Origin of the sequence: Vibrio sp. SSH13-20 (genome assembly GCF_040104475.1) — a bacterium.
Taxonomy (GTDB): domain Bacteria; phylum Pseudomonadota; class Gammaproteobacteria; order Enterobacterales; family Vibrionaceae; genus Vibrio; species Vibrio harveyi.
Genome location: NZ_JBECOU010000009.1, coordinates 91,994 through 108,316 on the forward strand (window position 1 = coordinate 91,994; position 16,323 = coordinate 108,316).

Annotated in this window: 13 protein-coding genes; 3 read left to right on the forward strand and 10 right to left on the reverse strand. The window is 45.4% G+C overall.

Annotated features, from left to right (window positions below; translation table 11 throughout):
- Positions 1–129: 129 nt before the first annotated feature.
- On the reverse strand, positions 130–3,300 hold the full coding sequence (locus tag ABMY42_RS22725; protein ID WP_050902190.1) for an ExeM/NucH family extracellular endonuclease: 3,171 nt from the start codon (positions 3,298–3,300) through the stop codon (positions 130–132).
- 21 nt (positions 3,301–3,321) lie between these two features.
- On the reverse strand, positions 3,322–4,398 hold the full coding sequence (locus tag ABMY42_RS22730) for a porin (protein ID WP_038897869.1): 1,077 nt from the start codon (positions 4,396–4,398) through the stop codon (positions 3,322–3,324).
- A gap of 624 nt (positions 4,399–5,022) precedes the next feature.
- On the opposite strand from ABMY42_RS22730, the gene ABMY42_RS22735 reads away from it, so the two are divergent.
- Positions 5,023–5,418 (forward strand): hypothetical protein, encoded by a 396-nt coding sequence (locus ABMY42_RS22735; RefSeq protein WP_005451435.1) that lies wholly within the window; start codon positions 5,023–5,025, stop codon positions 5,416–5,418.
- 51 nt (positions 5,419–5,469) lie between these two features.
- Here ABMY42_RS22735 and trpS read toward each other — a convergent pair whose 3' ends face one another.
- The 5 genes from trpS to nsrR form a co-directional block, all read right to left on the reverse strand.
- On the reverse strand, positions 5,470–6,507 hold the full coding sequence (gene trpS / locus ABMY42_RS22740; protein ID WP_005432761.1) for a tryptophan--tRNA ligase: 1,038 nt from the start codon (positions 6,505–6,507) through the stop codon (positions 5,470–5,472).
- Positions 6,508–6,623: 116 nt separating this feature from the next.
- A complete protein-coding gene (locus ABMY42_RS22745; protein ID WP_349266827.1) occupies positions 6,624–7,310 on the reverse strand; it encodes a phosphoglycolate phosphatase in 687 nt (228 codons plus the stop codon).
- A 125-nt stretch (positions 7,311–7,435) separates the two neighbouring features.
- The gene (rlmB, locus tag ABMY42_RS22750; RefSeq protein ID WP_005451431.1) at positions 7,436–8,179 is read right to left on the reverse strand and encodes a 23S rRNA (guanosine(2251)-2'-O)-methyltransferase RlmB; all 744 of its coding nucleotides are present in this window, start codon (positions 8,177–8,179) and stop codon (positions 7,436–7,438) included.
- A gap of 76 nt (positions 8,180–8,255) precedes the next feature.
- Positions 8,256–10,748, reverse strand: a complete 2,493-nt coding sequence (gene rnr / locus ABMY42_RS22755; RefSeq protein ID WP_154203374.1) for a ribonuclease R — start codon at positions 10,746–10,748, stop codon at positions 8,256–8,258.
- A gap of 117 nt (positions 10,749–10,865) precedes the next feature.
- Positions 10,866–11,291 (reverse strand): nitric oxide-sensing transcriptional repressor NsrR, encoded by a 426-nt coding sequence (nsrR, locus tag ABMY42_RS22760; RefSeq protein ID WP_009703335.1) that lies wholly within the window; start codon positions 11,289–11,291, stop codon positions 10,866–10,868.
- A 111-nt stretch (positions 11,292–11,402) separates the two neighbouring features.
- Here nsrR and hmpA point away from each other — a divergent pair, with 111 nt between their 5' ends.
- Positions 11,403–12,587 carry an NO-inducible flavohemoprotein gene (gene hmpA / locus ABMY42_RS22765; RefSeq protein WP_349266828.1) on the forward strand — a complete coding sequence of 395 codons (1,185 nt, stop codon included), beginning with the start codon at positions 11,403–11,405 and terminating at the stop codon, positions 12,585–12,587.
- A 106-nt stretch (positions 12,588–12,693) separates the two neighbouring features.
- On the opposite strand, the gene ABMY42_RS22770 is transcribed toward hmpA, so the two are convergent.
- Both ABMY42_RS22770 and ABMY42_RS22775 read right to left on the reverse strand, forming a co-directional pair.
- Complete coding sequence (locus ABMY42_RS22770; protein WP_005451422.1) at positions 12,694–13,329, reverse strand: tetratricopeptide repeat protein; 636 nt, start codon at positions 13,327–13,329, stop codon at positions 12,694–12,696.
- A gap of 230 nt (positions 13,330–13,559) precedes the next feature.
- Positions 13,560–14,876 carry an adenylosuccinate synthase gene (locus ABMY42_RS22775; protein ID WP_005451418.1) on the reverse strand — a complete coding sequence of 439 codons (1,317 nt, stop codon included), beginning with the start codon at positions 14,874–14,876 and terminating at the stop codon, positions 13,560–13,562.
- A gap of 173 nt (positions 14,877–15,049) precedes the next feature.
- Here ABMY42_RS22775 and ABMY42_RS22780 point away from each other — a divergent pair, with 173 nt between their 5' ends.
- Entirely contained in the window at positions 15,050–15,235 is a 186-nt protein-coding gene (locus ABMY42_RS22780; RefSeq protein WP_005451416.1) for a DUF2065 domain-containing protein, read from the forward strand.
- Between the two features lie 107 nt (positions 15,236–15,342).
- On the opposite strand, the gene hflC is transcribed toward ABMY42_RS22780, so the two are convergent.
- On the reverse strand, positions 15,343–16,323 hold the full coding sequence (gene hflC / locus ABMY42_RS22785; RefSeq protein WP_009697541.1) for a protease modulator HflC: 981 nt from the start codon (positions 16,321–16,323) through the stop codon (positions 15,343–15,345).

Below are 16,323 nucleotides of genomic sequence, written 5' to 3' on the forward strand. Positions count from 1 at the left end.
GACAATCAAGGGCGGTATTTTGCTATACCAAGCAAGAAAGGCAAGTTTTTGCTGAATAAAAAGGCCAGCATAGGCTGGCCTTTGGTCTTTACAGCTATTTAGGAACTGTTTGTCAGGAAATAAATTCGCTTAGCGACGACGGCGTAGGAAGCCTAGACCTAGCATCGCAAGTAGCGCGCCAAAGCCAAATGAACCACCAGAACCATCTTTTTCTGGGTGAACAGGTTTCACATTGCTTGAATCACGTTTAATAAACTCCACATCCGTCACTTTCTGGTTAACAACACCTGAAGTTTCGTTGTTCAGAGTCATCGTCAGCTCATACTTACCAACTGGTAGTTTTGCTGAATCAAACATCACCATTTGCGCACCATCTTTATCCAGTGTCACTTTTGGTAGTGCTGGAGCATCAGCCGGAACAGGAGAAATAGACAAGGTTGCTACATCACCCTTTTGAGCCGTCGCTGGTACTGCGTAACCGATATCTGCGCGACCGCTCTTCGTTGCGATTGTCACAAGTCGCTCACCAGCCTCACCGTACTTGTAGCCTAGTGTAACGAGAGCAGAATCGTGGTCAGACGAACGGTATGGGTCTTGTGAGTAGAATGGGTTTGGTTCATTCGTATCACCGCCCTTGTACTTGCTGTTGTAATCGTACAGTGACGACTCTGGCGCATTGATGTGCCAATCAACAGCATCAATTAAGCGCTTATCTAGTGAACCAGAGATCAATAGGTGATCCAACGAGCCCACTTCATCATTGTATGAGTAACTCCAAGCCGTTTCGCCTGCAGGCATCATTCGATCAACCGCGTTGATGTAGCCGTAAGTCTTAGTAATGACTTTGCCTTCTGGACCAAATTGAGGCAGTTTACCAATGAAGGTGTAACCCGCTGCAGTCAGAGTTTTACCTGTTGGGTTAGACGTTAGAACCAGCATTGGATCTTCGTGTGCGTAAGAGTTCATGTCACCAAGAACTACTTTGTCACCTTCGATCTTCGCCATCTCTTCACCTAGGTGATAAGCCGCAGCAACACGGAAGTTCTCACAAGAACCCTGGAAGTCACCATCGCTCTTCACATCATCTTTTGAAGGATCGAATTTTTCCCATGTTTCCCAACCTTTCCAATCTTCGTAACAAGTCGAACCTTTAGATTTCAAGTGGTTTACCGAAACCGTTAGACGCTTACCTGTGTTCAAGACTTGGAAAGTAGCCGCTACCGTATTACGTTGGTAGTTATCACCGCTCTCACGGATTTCACCTTTGCTGTCTGTGATTGGAGCACCGTTTTCATCGACGATCATTGGTGCATGTTGACTTGGCATCGGGATAACTTGACCAGAGATCACAGAGACTTTTGATGGGCGGTAAATAATACCTGTAGTAATCGCATCAGAGCCGACCGTATCTTGGTCATCCAGAATGGTGTCGCCGTTTTTATCAAAACCAACGAACACGTAACGGTTGTGGATAGAGTTTGACTTATTACGGTCACCGTAATCTTCGTCGTAGTACTTCGCATTGATTGCGGCAAGCAATTCATTGATTGCACCAAAGTCACCGAAACCGTTGTTCTCGATTTCCATCAAACCAACGATATCCGCATCTAGACCGTAAATTGCTTCTACAATCTTGGCTTGTTGACGATCAAAGTCCAGCTGTGATTCAGCACCACGGTTGTCACCAAAGCTGTTATCAGAACCGCCATATGGTGAGTTGAAGTAGTTCAGTACGTTTTGTGTTGCGATACGAATGTTGAATGAATCAGCCGCAGAGTACGCATCGTTTGTTTCCTTGATCGAAGGCGCTTTAGTTCGATCGGTATTGTGGATGAACGCTTTGCTATCAACCGTATTCGTTGGGATCAAACGGAACTCGTTGTACGAGTAATGCAGAACACCTTCTAAACCAACGACAGAGTCGTTGATGCGGATGTAGTTTTTCTTTGGATCAGCAAAGAAATCTGGGTAGTAAGGAATTTGACCATTTGGTGCTTTAGCATCGGTATCAACATAAACACGGAAGTCTTTGTTTTCTGCTTTTTGTGCCAGAGATTCTGCGCTGCCTGCTACATGATCTTGGTTTGGCTGTGGGTTTGGACGCTTGTATGCCAATACCATGTTGTTACGGAAGCTATCAAAATCAAAGCTGAACGAACGAGAAACACGCATGTTCTGCTCGCCATCTTCAGCTGCATCCATATCTTTCACCAATCGAACAGGCATGCCTTCTAGACGTTCCAGTGTCGAACGGAAGTTTTCATCATCGCTATCGATACGAACCATATCAACTGGTGTTGGTGGTACTTGAGAAGCGTTTTCAACTTCCCAAATGTCATTCGTTGGAATCAGTGTTGTTACACCATAGTTCTCTTTTACTTTGGCACGAACACAGATTTGTTGACCAACCATGTCTTGAGACAGCTCGCCTTTCGTCTGAACGAACACACCGTCTGATGTCTTAACATTACCATCAGCATTGTTGTCGTAAAGGAAGAAACCCTTCACTAGATTCGTAGTTACCGCACTCACAACACCTGTCACTAAGTACTCATCTGCCGACTCGTAACCAGACTCAATCAGAGGCGATGAATAACCTTCACCTTGCACTTCACCAATGGTTTTGTAAGAAAGACTGCCTGCAGCATCAGCACATGGCGTGTTTTCTGGTGGTGTAATTGGATCGTTATTTACTGCAGTAGGATCACCAAGACCACCGAAGTCGTCTTTTGCAAACTTGTCCCACTGAGATTCATCATATGTCGTCGCTTGTGTTGAACCTGCTTTACGGCGCATGGTTCGGTCATCCCAAAGCTTATCGCCCTTGTAACCGTAAGTACCAAAGATATCCTTAATGTCCGCTTCCGCTGAGCTTGTACCCAACCACACTGCGTCATCACCGTTGAAGTTCATTGCTGAGTGTTTTACTTCATCGTAAGTACCAGCAACAACTGTCACGTCCTTACCGCCCAAACGTTCAATGAACGCTCGCATTTCAGCACCCGCGTCACCATTAATAACAACGATGCTCTTACCAGGTTGTAAAGTTCTACCATCCTTACCTTTCAGTACGTTGTTACCATCTTTATCTTTAATCTGGTTTTTGTAAGACGAGTAGTACAGCGACAGTGTACCGTCAAAGGTATGTGCTGCAGAGCCTATGTTGGTAATTTCGACGGCTTTATTTGATGCCGAGCCTTCAACATACTCAGAAATAATGATGTCGTTAATATCCGCAAATGCTGCGCCACTTAGCACACTACTAATCGCACCCGCGAGTAGGGTCATTTTTTTATTCATGGGAAATCTCTCTATCGTGGGTTAGAAGTAAACGCGCGCATAAGCGTAAGCGTCTTGAGCAGCATCACCAGCGTTCATTTCAAGCGCAATAATGCTTGAGCTGGTTGGTTTGTAGTTCACGCCTAGCGTGCCCCATGTGCGGCTTGTACCCCAGCTGTATCGCTTACCATCCCAAACATCACTGCTTGGATCCCACGCTTCATATTCTTCGTAGTTGTAAGAGCCCACGAGCTCCCACTGCTTGGTGAAAATGTATTTCGCAGAAACCAAAGCACCTTGGTTTTCTTGGGTCTGGTAATCATTGAAGATGCTTTGCTTGTTCTCTTTATCGGTGTTATCGATAACCGTTTCTTTGCGAGCAATATCTTCTTCTTCGTAGAACGCGTTGAAGCCTAAGTGAATGGTGTCGTTAACTGCGTAACGCATACCAAAACCAATCAAACGTTGTTCACCGTACTTCGACTTACCATCAGAACCACCGCGACCTTCTAAACCAACAACAGCTGAGAAGCTATCGCCAAAGTAGCCAATGTAGCCGTTCACAATGTCACCCAGCTCAGAACCAGATGAAGACTTACCACCGTAAGTGTATGAAGCACCGACTTTTACATCATCAAAGTAACGACCTTCGTATTTGATTGTTACGTCTTGGTCACCAGCTTCACCAGTTTCTACAGTTGTATCAAAAGTGAAGTCACCCCACTTATCGTAATCATCAAATGCTGTATCCGTCAGGCCGGCTTCAATGTACTGGTTTTCCCACACATCGTAGCCAACAAATAATTTATCGATGGTTAGAACTAGATCGCCAGAACCGTGCTTCCAATTCTCACGTTCATAATCTAGCTCTAGACGGTAGTGCATTTTGTCTCGCTTACCTTTGACGCCTAACGTAGCGAAAGAGTCATCGATGTAGCTTTTTTCATCAGTGTAAAATTCACCGTATTCGTAGTTTGCGCCAACATGTCCGCCAACACCCACTTCGCCATACAGTTTTAGAAAGTCTCCGTTGTCATCTTCATATATGGTCGCAGCATTGACCGCTGTCGCCATAAATAGCGAAGAGATCGCTATAGCCACTGCATTTCTTTTCAGCATGCCTATTTCCTTGTTGTATTTAATTTCAAATGGAATTTCGTTCTATATGTCAAACTGGGCTCTGGCGTTTATTTAACCAATACTATTGAGTGTTTAATCGGTAAGTTTTGAGCGCGAAAAGTCTCCTGACCTATTCCTTGTGAGGAAGATCACAGTTCAACTTGATTCATTTATTAACTAGATAAATCTCTCTTTTTTATGCAAAAAGAAAAGTAAAAGGCATGCTAATTGAGAAATGTTTCACAAATATTTAGTTATTATTATGAGGTGTTTTATACATTCAACAGATTTTGTTGTTAACAGAATTAACAATAACTTTAAATATGTAAAATTAGATCAATTACTCAGTTTTATATTTCCCATAATGTTAAGCAAAATATTAATAATGGTTTTAACAAGGCTGTTTCGTATATTACTTAGGTCATTTTCCGAGCAATAAACATCAACACTTGCTAATTTAGTGGTTCATTTTCTTTATTTTATTGCGAATCATTCTCCTTTTAATGGCTGATTTTATAAATTAATCATTATTTTCGACACTAACACCTAGTCAATTTGATAATCAGGGGTTATAACAACGCAGCAGGATATCCATAAAAACTCATATTAAAAACAGGACTGAAAATGAGACGATTTCAACCAGTTGCGCTAACTCTCGCTTGCTCGGTATTTCTTGCTGGATGCCAAGCCATCCCAGACGAACTCAAGACAAGCCAACCATTAAAGCCGAACACAACCCAACACTTAATTGAGAACGCTAAAGCCGAGCTTAACCAGTATGAACACTTTGATGTAAGTGATGAGGGGATGATTACTTTCACCGCTCAGTTGCCGCGATTCTCGCGTTACGCTTGGGATCCAGTTTCGATTACCGAATCAAGCTATCAAATCGCATGCGAGGATCTGCGTTACTTCACGGAACGCGGTTTTGTTATAAAAGCATGGTTTGCAGGACCACGAGGACGTGCCGAGTACTACAATATGGCACGTTGCGAGGAAGAAGCCTCTTCCAGAAAATAAGCATAAAAAAAGCTCCACCAATGGTGGAGCTTTTTTGTATTCGAATTTTACCTATGGGCGAGCGACAAAACCTACAGCTTCGTACGCTTTCTTCAACGTTTCAGCCGCACGTGCCGATGCTTTCTCAGCGCCTTGCTTCATTACTTCGTTCATGTAAGCGCGGTCAGCACGAATGCGGTGGTATTCAGCCTGAATTGGCTCAAGCATAGTAACTAGAGCTTCACCAACGTCTTTCTTGAATGGACCGTACATTTCAACGCCTTGGTATTTCGCTTCAATCTCTTCAAAGCTCATGCCTGTTGCCGCAGAGTACAGCCCCATTAGGTTAGAGATACCTGCCTTGTTGTCCCAGTCGTGAGCGATACGCGGTGGCGTTTCTGTGTCGGTTTGCGCTTTGTTGATCTTCTTAATGATCGACTTAGGCTCTTCCAACAGCGTGATAACGTTCTTACGGTTGTCATCAGATTTAGACATCTTCTTGGTTGCGTCTTGAAGGCTCATTACACGCGCATTTACCGTCGGAATGTAAGGCTCTGGCACTTGGAAGATTGGCTGCTCTGGTGAGTAGATGTTGTTAAAGCGGTTAGCAATATCACGCGCTAGCTCTAGGTGTTGCTTCTGGTCGCTACCTACAGGCACTTGGTGTGCGCCGTACAGCAGGATGTCTGCCGCCATCAGTACTGGGTAGTCAAACAGACCAACGTTTACATCACCAAACTGGCTCGAACTGTCGTTTGAGTAACGTGCAGATTTGTCTTTAAACTGCGTCATACGACCCAGTTCACCCATTTGGGTGTAACAGTTAAGAAGCCAACCAAGTTGAGCATGCTCTGGTACGTGTGACTGAACAAATAGCGTGCTCTTCTTCGGGTCAACACCAACTGCCAGACAGATCGCCAGTGCGTCTAGAGTCGCTTCATGCAGCGCTTTAGGGTCCTGACGAACCGTAATCGCGTGAAGGTCTACCACACAGTACTGGCAATCATAATCGTCTTGCATCTGCTGCCATTGACGTAGAGCACCCAAGTAGTTACCGATACTTAGTTCACCTGAAGGTTGAACACCACTCAATACAATGGGTTTGCTCATTAGAATGATTCCTTTGACTTCTTAATCTAATTAAATGAAAAAAACCGTGCAGTAATAGGTGCACGGTTTACTCAGTGTACTCATTAACGAGTATTTTGGAAGCTCTTTTGTAGCCGTTATGCAGAAACCGCTACAACGTCCAATAATTCTGCCAAACTGTCAGCGACAAAATCTGGATTTGATGCAGAGATAGACTCACCGTGGTTGTAACCATAAGTCAGACCAAATGAGGCACAGCCTGCATTCTTCGCTGCAAGAATGTCGTTCTTCGAGTCACCAACCATCAGCATTTCACTTGGTTGGATTTGGTGTTTTTCCATCAGCCAGTTCAGTGCTACTGGGTTTGGTTTTTTCTCTGGAAATGCATCACCGCCAAGAACATCAACGAAGTATTTTGCGATGTCGTGCTTTTCTAAAACATCAGGCACAAACTTCGAAGGCTTGTTGGTTACCAATGCCATAACAAAGCCGGCTTTGTGTAACTCTTCCAGTGCCTCTTTTACCGTTGGGTAAAGGTGGCTTAATTTGTGACCGCTTTGCTCGTAGTAATCATCAAACAGTACACGCGCTTTTGCACGAAGCTCTTCGCTCAATTCAGGGTTGATAGTCAGGCTTTGGCTTAATGAACGTCCAATCAGCACATCTGCGCCGTTGCCAACATAGTCACGAACTTGTTCTTCTGAAACCGATGGAAAGCCAAGCGCTTGTACTGCTTGGTCAGCCGCTACCGCGAGATCTGGCACGCTATCAAGCAACGTACCATCAAGATCGAAGGCGATGAATTTAATGTCTTGTTGAGTCATAACTTCCCTGAAGATTTTTATTTATAAATCGGTGAAAACGACAAAGGATGGCACCCCATCCTTTGTTTTTGTCATCGTGTCTAACTTTATATTAACTATTTGTTTATTATAAATTTATTTAGCAATTACTTTGCAGCAATACGCTGACGAACCGCTTCAAACAAACAAATGCCAGATGCCACAGATACGTTCAAGCTTGAAACGCTACCTGCCATTGGGATCTTAATCAAATCATCACAGGTTTCGCGAGTCAGACGACGCATGCCGTCACCTTCTGCACCCATTACGATAGCAAGAGGACCCGTCAGTTTTGCTTGGTAAATATCGTGCGTTGCTTCGCCCGCCGTACCAACAAACCAGATGCCTTGCTCTTGCAGTGTACGCATAGTACGAGCCAAGTTGGTCACTCGGATCAATGGCACGACTTCTGCTGCACCACAAGCTACTTTGCTTACAGTTGCGTTCATCGGTGCAGAGCGATCTTTCGGTACGATGATCGCTGCTACGCCAGCTGCGTCGGCATTACGTAGACAAGCACCTAGGTTATGCGGATCCGTCACGCCATCTAATACCAATAGTAGCGGTGACTCGTGCTGCGCGAGGATGCCATCGATGTCGTTTTCGTTCAGCTGTTTCGCTGGCTTCACGCGAGCGATGATGCCTTGGTGGTTTGCGCCACGCGCTTTGTCATCCAAGGTTTTACGTGTCATTTGCTGAATCGAAACACCACATACCTGAAGGTCATTTAAAATTGGCATTAGGCGATCGTCTTGACGACCTTTTAGTACAAATGCTTCGATAAAACGCTCTGGTTCGCGCTCCAATACCGCCTTCACTGCGTGAATGCCGTAGATAAATTCGTTACTCATTGTTTAACCTGTTGTTCTGGTCGTATTGCCTGCGCCAATCTACCCCTTTAAATCCAGACTAGATTGGCGATTCAGCCTACTCAGCGTCGCTCTTAGTACGCTTAGTCTTTCTCGGCTTACTGTGTGGCTTTTTCTTGCGTGCTTTTTTCACTTTCGGCTTTTTAGCACCTTCAGTGTCACTGCGTTTTGCTCCATTTTTGCGAGGTTTTTCTGCTTCAGCAGATTCTGGTCGCTTGGTTGGTTCAATCGCCGGTATTGCACGAGTGCCGCCTTTCGTTGCCGCACGTTTTTTCTCTTTCGCTTTGCGTTTGGCATCCGCTGCGCGTTTCTTCGCAGTCTTACCTTTGCCGCGTAGCTTACGGCTTGTTTCGATTAATTCAAAGTCAATTTGCTTGTCATTTAAGTTAACCGCAAGCACTTTCACTTTTACCGCATCGCCTAGGCGATAGATGTTACCGAAGCTTTCGCCGATAAGTCTTTGACCAATAGGATCAAATTGGTAGTAGTCGTTCGCTAGCGTTGAAATATGCACCAAACCATCGATATGCAGTTCCGTCAGACGAACAAAGAAACCAAAGCTGGTTACATTGGCAATAACACCATCCAGCTCGTCGCCAACATGGTCTTGCATGTATTCACACTTCAACCAATCTGCCACTTCACGAGTTGCGTCGTCTGCACGGCGCTCTGTCATCGAACATTGCTCACCGTAGAAGTCCATGTCGTCAAACGAGTAATGGTAACCGCCAGTTGGTGTCCAACGATCTTGGTTGCGACCTTCTTCTTTAGCAATCAGGTACTTGATTGCGCGGTGCAGCAACAGGTCAGGGTAACGACGAATTGGCGACGTGAAGTGCGCGTAACGTTTCAGCGCTAGACCAAAGTGACCGGCATTGTCTGCGTTGTATACCGCTTGCTTCATTGAGCGCAGTAACATGGTTTGAATCAGTTCTTTGTCCTGACGTTCTGCAATTTGTTTTACCAAATCTGCATAATCGGTTGGTGATGGCTCTAAACCACCTTTCAGATCCAGACCTAGCTCACTGAGGAAATCACGGAACCCCTGCAGGCGCAGTTCACCCGGAGATTCGTGAACACGGTACAACGCTGGCTCTTTTGCTTTCTCAACGTAAGACGCTGAAGCGATGTTCGCTAGGATCATACATTCTTCGATGATCTTATGTGCGTCGTTACGAATTACCGGCTCGATGCTTTCAATCTTACGATCCGCATTGAAGATAAATTTAGCTTCAACGGTTTCGAATTCAATCGCACCACGGTTATCACGCGCTTCTTTAAGTACTTTGTACATCGCGTGCAGCTCTTCAAGGTGAGGAACGACAGCGTGATAACGCATGCGCAGCTCTTCATCCCCTTCTAGAATCGCACCCACTTTGTTGTAAGTCAGACGCGCATGCGAGTTCATCACAGCTTCGTAGTGTTTATAGCCTGATAGCTTACCGGTGTCAGAGATGGTCATCTCACATACCATACACAAGCGATCAACCTGAGGGTTAAGTGAACACAAACCGTTTGATAGCACTTCAGGTAGCATTGGCACAACTTGCGATGGGAAGTATACCGAGTTACCACGGTTGATGGCTTCTTTGTCCAGCGCAGAGTCTGTACGTACGTAGTAACTTACGTCAGCAATCGCGACCCATAGACGCCAACCGCCGCTCTTTTTCTTCTCACAGTAAACCGCATCATCAAAGTCACGAGCGTCTTCGCCATCAATGGTTACTAGTGGCAAGTCACGTAGATCGACGCGACCTTCTTTTGCTTCTTCTGGAACTTCTTCGCCCAGATTTTCGATCTGTTTATCGACGGCTGCTGGCCAATCGTGTGGAATTTGGTGGGTGCGGATTGCTATTTGCGTTTCCATGCCCGGCGCCATGTTCTCGCCAAGAACTTCCACCACTTTACCCATCATGCCACGTGAGCGAGAGCCGCGATCAGTAATCTCAATAACGACCACGTTACCCATACGAGCACCTGCTTTGTGCTCATTTGGGATCAGAATATCTTGGCTGATGCGAGAGTCATCTGGCACAACGTATGAGTAGCCGTATTCAAGGAAGAAACGCCCCACGATCTGCGTGTTACGCTCTTCTAAAACACGAACAAGACGACCTTCACGACGACCACGCTTGCTATTGTCAGTTGGTTGCACCAACACGTAGTCACCGTGGATGATGTGCTTCATCTGGTGATGCGGCAGTACAATGTCATTATCCTTGCCGACACTGCCTTCTGGACGAACCCAACCATGACCATCTTTGTGACCAATTACGTAACCTTTCACCATCTCAAGTTTTTCTGGCAACGCGTAACACTGACGGCGCGTAAATACGAGCTGCCCATCACGCTCCATTGCGCGCAGTCGACGGCGTAAACCTTCGTAATGCTCTTCACCTTCAAGTTTTAGCGCTTCAAACAAATCATTGCGATTCATCGGTACGCCCGCTTCTTCTAGAAACTCAAGAATGAACTCTCGGCTTGGGATTGGATTTTCGTAATTTTTGGATTCACGATCTGCGAAAGGATCGTTTGGAATATTGTCTGACATAGGCACGCCTATCTAGCAAGGAAGGTATAGAGCTAGTATATCCGAGTCTCTCGATAAGCTACAGAAATTGCTTTAAAAAAGAGTGTCAGTGAGAAGATTTATAGAACGTTAAGAAGGCTAAGGACGGGTAAGTAAGATCAGCAGTTCAGAATTATCACTTAATAGCTCTTCAATCGTGCAACCATCTAATTCAGCCAAAAACGCCATTTTCGCTTTCGCTAGCTTTTCTTTTAGACGACATGCCGGCGTGATATGGCAAAATTCCACAGAACAATTCACCAAATCTAATGGCTCTAAATCACGCACCACACCACCGACAGTGATGTCTTGCGGCGCTTTCATCAAACGAATACCACCATTTTTACCGCGCACCGTATGCACATAACCAAGCTGACCAAGACGGTTAATCACTTTCACCATATGGTTACGTGATACACCAAATAAATCAGTCACTTCGGTAATATTTGTCAGCTCATCTTTTGGCAATGAAGCCAAGTAAATCAAGGTTCTGAGCGCATAATCGGTAAAGCTAGTTAACTGCATGTTGCTATCCTCTGTAGTAGCAAAATTGTAATTCTTTTCTTGATCGAAAGATACATTTGAGATACAACTTTAAACATGCATTACAAATACAACTTTAAATAGGAAGCCATTATGCTCAGCAACCAAACCATTGATATCGTGAAAGCAACCGCACCACTTCTTGCTGAAACCGGTCCGAAGTTAACGGCACACTTTTACGATCGTATGTTCACCCATAACCCTGAGTTGAAAGACATTTTCAACATGAGTAATCAGCGTAATGGTGACCAACGTGAAGCTCTATTTAATGCAATCTGCGCTTACGCAACCAACATCGATAACCTACCAGCACTGCTTGGTGCAGTAGAAAAAATCGCCCATAAACACACCAGTTTTATGATCACCAAAGATCAGTACCAAATCGTTGGTACACATCTACTTGCGACGATCGACGAGTTGTTCTCTCCGGGTCAGGAAGTGATTGATGCATGGGCAGAAGCTTATGGCGTGCTGGCCAATGTATTTATTCAGCGTGAAGAGCAAATCTACCAAGAGAATGCAGCACAGCAAGGTGGCTGGCGTGGCCTGCGTGAATTTGAGTTGGTGGGCAAGCAGCTTGAGAGCGAAAACATCTGTAGCTTTGTTTTCAAACCAACCGATGGTGAAGTGGTTTCTGAGTACAAACCTGGTCAATACCTAGGTATCTACATCAACAGTGATAAGTTCGAAAACCAAGAGATTCGCCAATACAGCCTATCCTCTGCGGTTCAAGAGAACACTTACCGTATCTCGGTAAAACGTGAAGAAGGCGGTAAAGTATCGAACTTCCTTCACGATGAGTTGAGCATCGGCGATAAGGTGCAACTTGCGGCACCTGCGGGTGATTTCTTTATGGATGTGGACGCGGCTACACCGGTTGTTTTGGTATCAGCGGGCGTTGGTCTAACTCCGACTCTATCAATGCTTGAGAGCCTTTCTGAGCACCAAGCACCAGTCACATGGGTACATGCTACAGAAAACGGTCAACAACACGCATTCAAACAGCACGTAAACCAGCTCGTAAATGCTAAAGAGAACATGAACTCGTTGATTTGGTACAACCAACCAACAGCAGAAGACAAGATTGGTGAAGACTTCCACTTCACCGGTTTCGTCAACTTAACTGAAATTGAAGCAGCCCTTAAGCAAGACAACGTACAAGTCTACTTCTGTGGTCCTGTTGGCTTTATGCAGCACGTCGCGAAACAATTGCTTGAGCTTGGCGTAGCGCAAGAGCAGTTCCATTACGAGTGCTTCGGTCCACACAAAGTCGTTTAATCGCCTGCGATTACGCTTCGGGAAAAACAACAAAGCCCACATGATGTGGGCTTTGTTGTATGTATTGGCAGAGCTTTATGAAGTTACTGGTGTTTTAAGAGTACACCTACCAGAAGGTGTCGCGGCGCTTAGCGCGCGCAATAATGTTTTGTGGCATGCGTTGCTCAAGACCGTTTCTCAGCATCGCAATACGTTTGTGCTTTCTTTGATCGGCAGTCACCGAATTATAAAGCCAACGGTAGGCATCTTCGTAATCCAACGGGCTACCGTAATCACGCAGCAATAGCTCAGCAAGATGAATACGCGCATTTAAGTTGCCCATTGCCGCCGCTTCTCGCAGGTATGGGATTGCACGTTCTTTATCTTGTTGGACTAAAGTACCGCGAGAGTAATAGCGACCTAGCTGCTCTAGTGCAGCTGGCAAGCCTTGGTGGGCTGCGTTTTCCATGTAGTACAGACCGAGCTCTACGTCTTGCTCTACACATACGCCCCACGCCAACATATCGCCATAAAGGAATTCATAAGACGGCAAGTTAATGCGCGTCGCACGTGCCACGATATCTTCCACTAGCTGGCAGTTATCAGCGCGCACGCGTTCTAAGTGCTTATTCTGCTCAATAAGCTTAATAAGCTCTGCTTCGGTGTAGATGGGGACAGGCGCCCCTACATCGGCAACATCTGCCCAAGCCGATGTCGCACTCAGCATCAATAACAGTGAAGCAGCCACTGTTCGTAACTTCATAAATGTACTCTTTAAGGTATCTAAGAAACCAAAGATCAGCCAAGGATCTCCTCTGCTTGATAACCTTATCGGCAAAGGTCAGTTAAGCTTTAGGCAATTTTTGCCTCCTACTTAAGCTTAACGGCAAATATTTGCCACGGCGAGTCGCATTTTTCGGCAGTGAACCCAACTCACAGATACAAAAAAACCGGCTATAAAAGCCGGTTTTTATAATCTCTAACGAGTATCGATTAAGCTTCGAATGGGTGAACCTTAATGATAGTTTCGTTACGGTCAGGACCTGTAGAGATGATGTCTACTGGCACGCCAGTTAGCTCTTCGATACGCTTGATGTAATCTAGAGCAGCTTGTGGTAGCTCTTCGATTGATTTCGCACCGAATGTGTTCTCAGACCAACCTGGCATTGTTTCGTAGATAGGCGTTGCTTTTTCGAATGCTTCAGCAGCCATCGGAGAAACTTCTAGCGTAGAGCCATCTTCCATCTTGTAACCAGTACAGATTTTTAGCTCTTCTAGACCATCTAGTACGTCTAGTTTAGTTAGACAGAAACCAGATACAGAGTTGATTTGGATTGCACGACGCATAGCTACAGCATCGAACCAACCAGTACGGCGTAGACGACCTGTTGTCGCACCGAACTCGTGACCAACTTCACCTAGGTGTTTACCTACTGGATCTTGCTTGTCTAGACCGTCGTATAGCTCAGTCGGGAATGGACCTGCACCAACGCGAGTACAGTAAGCTTTCGCGATACCAAGGATGTAACCGATGTGACGAGGACCGAAACCAGAACCTGCAGCAACACCACCAGCAGTCGTGTTAGAAGAAGTTACGTACGGGTAAGTACCGTGGTCGATATCAAGTAGAGTACCTTGTGCACCTTCGAACATGATCTTGTCGCCGCGCTTACGTGCTGCGTCTAGTTCGTCAGTTACGTCGATAACCATTGAAGTTAGTAGTTCAGCGTAGCCTTTCGCTTGCTCAAGTACTTCTTCGTAGCTTACTGGCTCAGCTTTGTAGAAGTTAACTAGTTGGAAGTTATGGAATTCCATTACTTCTTTTAGTTTCTCTGCAAAAGTAGCCATATCGAATAGGTCACCAACGCGTAGACCGCGACGAGCAACTTTATCTTCGTATGCTGGACCGATACCACGACCCGTTGTACCGATAGCTTTTTTACCGCGAGCGATTTCGCGAGCTTGGTCCATTGCAACGTGGTAAGGAAGAATTAGAGGACATGCTTCAGAAATGAAAAGACGTTCGCGTACTGGAATGCCGCGCTCTTCAAGAGGTTTCATTTCTTTAATTAGAGCTTCAGGCGATAGTACAACACCGTTACCGATAACGCATTTTACGTTATCGCGAAGGATACCTGATGGAATTAAGTGAAGAACGGTTTTTTCACCGTCAATTACAAGTGTGTGACCTGCGTTGTGACCGCCTTGGTAGCGTACCACGTATTTTGCATCTTCAGTTAAAAGGTCTACGATTTTACCTTTACCTTCGTCACCCCATTGGGTGCCTAGAACGACTACGTTATTTCCCATCTTTCCAAGTCTGATTGCTAGTTAAAAATGGATTCTAGCACCGAATCACTCTTCTTGCAGTCATTTTTTGTTCACAGAGTTGATACTAGAATGCAAACTCGCCACCCCTGCTCATTTCGAAATCACTACATCGCTGATAATATTTACTTTTCAGAATTCAACTAGGAATCATGATGTCTGAGTCTATTTGGCTAGCGATAGGGCTAGTATTGATTGTTGAAGGTATTGGACCATTGGTCGCCCCAAATGGCTGGCGCAACATGGTGGCTCAGTTGAGTGAGCAGCCAGATAACCAATTACGTCGCATTGGTGGTTGCTTAGTGGTAGCAGGGGCTGTCATCGCTATCATGATGAGTTAATCACGCTTCTGACTCTATCTTGAATTTGTCTAGCAGATGCCGTTAGAAACAAAAGATACAAAAAAGGCTCCATAACGGAGCCTTTTCAATTTGCGGTAACGCTTAGGTTATTTCGCTTCTGCGCCTTTCGCGTTGTTCATGTATTGGAAGAATTCACTCTTCGGATCCAGAACAAGGATGTCACTCTTAGAGCTGAACGATTTCTCGTAAGCTTTTAGAGAACGTAGGAAGCTGAAGAACTCAGGATCTTTGTTGTACGCATTTGCGTAGATCTTCGCCGCTTCTGCATCCGCTTCACCTCGTGTTACACGAGCTGTTTTGTCTGCTTCAGCAAGAATCGTCGCTACTTCAAGCTCAGCTTGTGCGCGGATTACTTCTGCTTTCTCACGACCTTGAGAACGGTGTTTACGAGCTACCGACTCACGCTCTGCGCGCATACGACGGTAGATAGATTCACTGATCTCATCTGGTAGGTTGATCTTCTTCATACGGAAGTCGACGATACGAACACCCAAGTCTTTCATTGCGCTGTCACGCGTGTCTTTCAACACTTCAGACATGATTAGGTCACGTTCGCCATCGATTTCTAATGCTTCACGAGCCGCCTCAGTGCTCACTTCATCACTGCTTGCGTCTTCTGGAAGTACGTCGTTATTACGTGGACCAGATACGATTTGCTTGATTTCACGAGAACCGATTTCTGCACGTAGAACGTCTGTTACTTTACGCTCAAGAAGCGCTTCAGCAGTCAGCGTGTTACCACCGCCAGTTGCTAGGTAGTAACGACCGAAATCCTCAATACGCCACTTCACGTAGGTATCGATGATTACGTCTTTTTTCTCAGACGTTACAAAACGGTCAGCACGACCATCCATTGTTTGGATACGCGCATCTAGTGTTTTCACGCGGTCAAACAAAGGCATTTTGAAATGCAGACCCGGCTCGTAAATACGAGTAATGTCGTTGTTGTCTTTCAAGACACGACCAAATCGAACCACAATACCGCGGTCGCCTTCAGGAATCACAAACAGTGACATCAGCATCAATGCCAGTGCGATGACCAGTACAGGGATCATTAACTTACGCAT

Excerpts from the sequence above, each read along its gene's own strand:
- ABMY42_RS22735 (WP_005451435.1), top strand. The coding sequence starts at position 5,023 with ATGAGACGATTTCAACCAGTTGCGCTAACTCTCGCTTGCTCGGTATTT.
- nsrR (WP_009703335.1), bottom strand. The coding sequence starts at position 11,291 with ATGCAGTTAACTAGCTTTACCGATTATGCGCTCAGAACCTTGATTTAC.
- ABMY42_RS22725 (WP_050902190.1), bottom strand. The coding sequence starts at position 3,300 with ATGAATAAAAAAATGACCCTACTCGCGGGTGCGATTAGTAGTGTGCTA.
- ABMY42_RS22730 (WP_038897869.1), bottom strand. The coding sequence starts at position 4,398 with ATGCTGAAAAGAAATGCAGTGGCTATAGCGATCTCTTCGCTATTTATG.
- ABMY42_RS22745 (WP_349266827.1), bottom strand. The coding sequence starts at position 7,310 with ATGACTCAACAAGACATTAAATTCATCGCCTTCGATCTTGATGGTACG.
- hmpA (WP_349266828.1), top strand. The coding sequence starts at position 11,403 with ATGCTCAGCAACCAAACCATTGATATCGTGAAAGCAACCGCACCACTT.
- ABMY42_RS22770 (WP_005451422.1), bottom strand. The coding sequence starts at position 13,329 with ATGAAGTTACGAACAGTGGCTGCTTCACTGTTATTGATGCTGAGTGCG.
- ABMY42_RS22780 (WP_005451416.1), top strand. The coding sequence starts at position 15,050 with ATGTCTGAGTCTATTTGGCTAGCGATAGGGCTAGTATTGATTGTTGAA.
- hflC (WP_009697541.1), bottom strand. The coding sequence starts at position 16,323 with ATGCGTAAGTTAATGATCCCTGTACTGGTCATCGCACTGGCATTGATG.
- ABMY42_RS22775 (WP_005451418.1), bottom strand. The coding sequence starts at position 14,876 with ATGGGAAATAACGTAGTCGTTCTAGGCACCCAATGGGGTGACGAAGGT.
- rnr (WP_154203374.1), bottom strand. The coding sequence starts at position 10,748 with ATGTCAGACAATATTCCAAACGATCCTTTCGCAGATCGTGAATCCAAA.
- rlmB (WP_005451431.1), bottom strand. The coding sequence starts at position 8,179 with ATGAGTAACGAATTTATCTACGGCATTCACGCAGTGAAGGCGGTATTG.
- trpS (WP_005432761.1), bottom strand. The coding sequence starts at position 6,507 with ATGAGCAAACCCATTGTATTGAGTGGTGTTCAACCTTCAGGTGAACTA.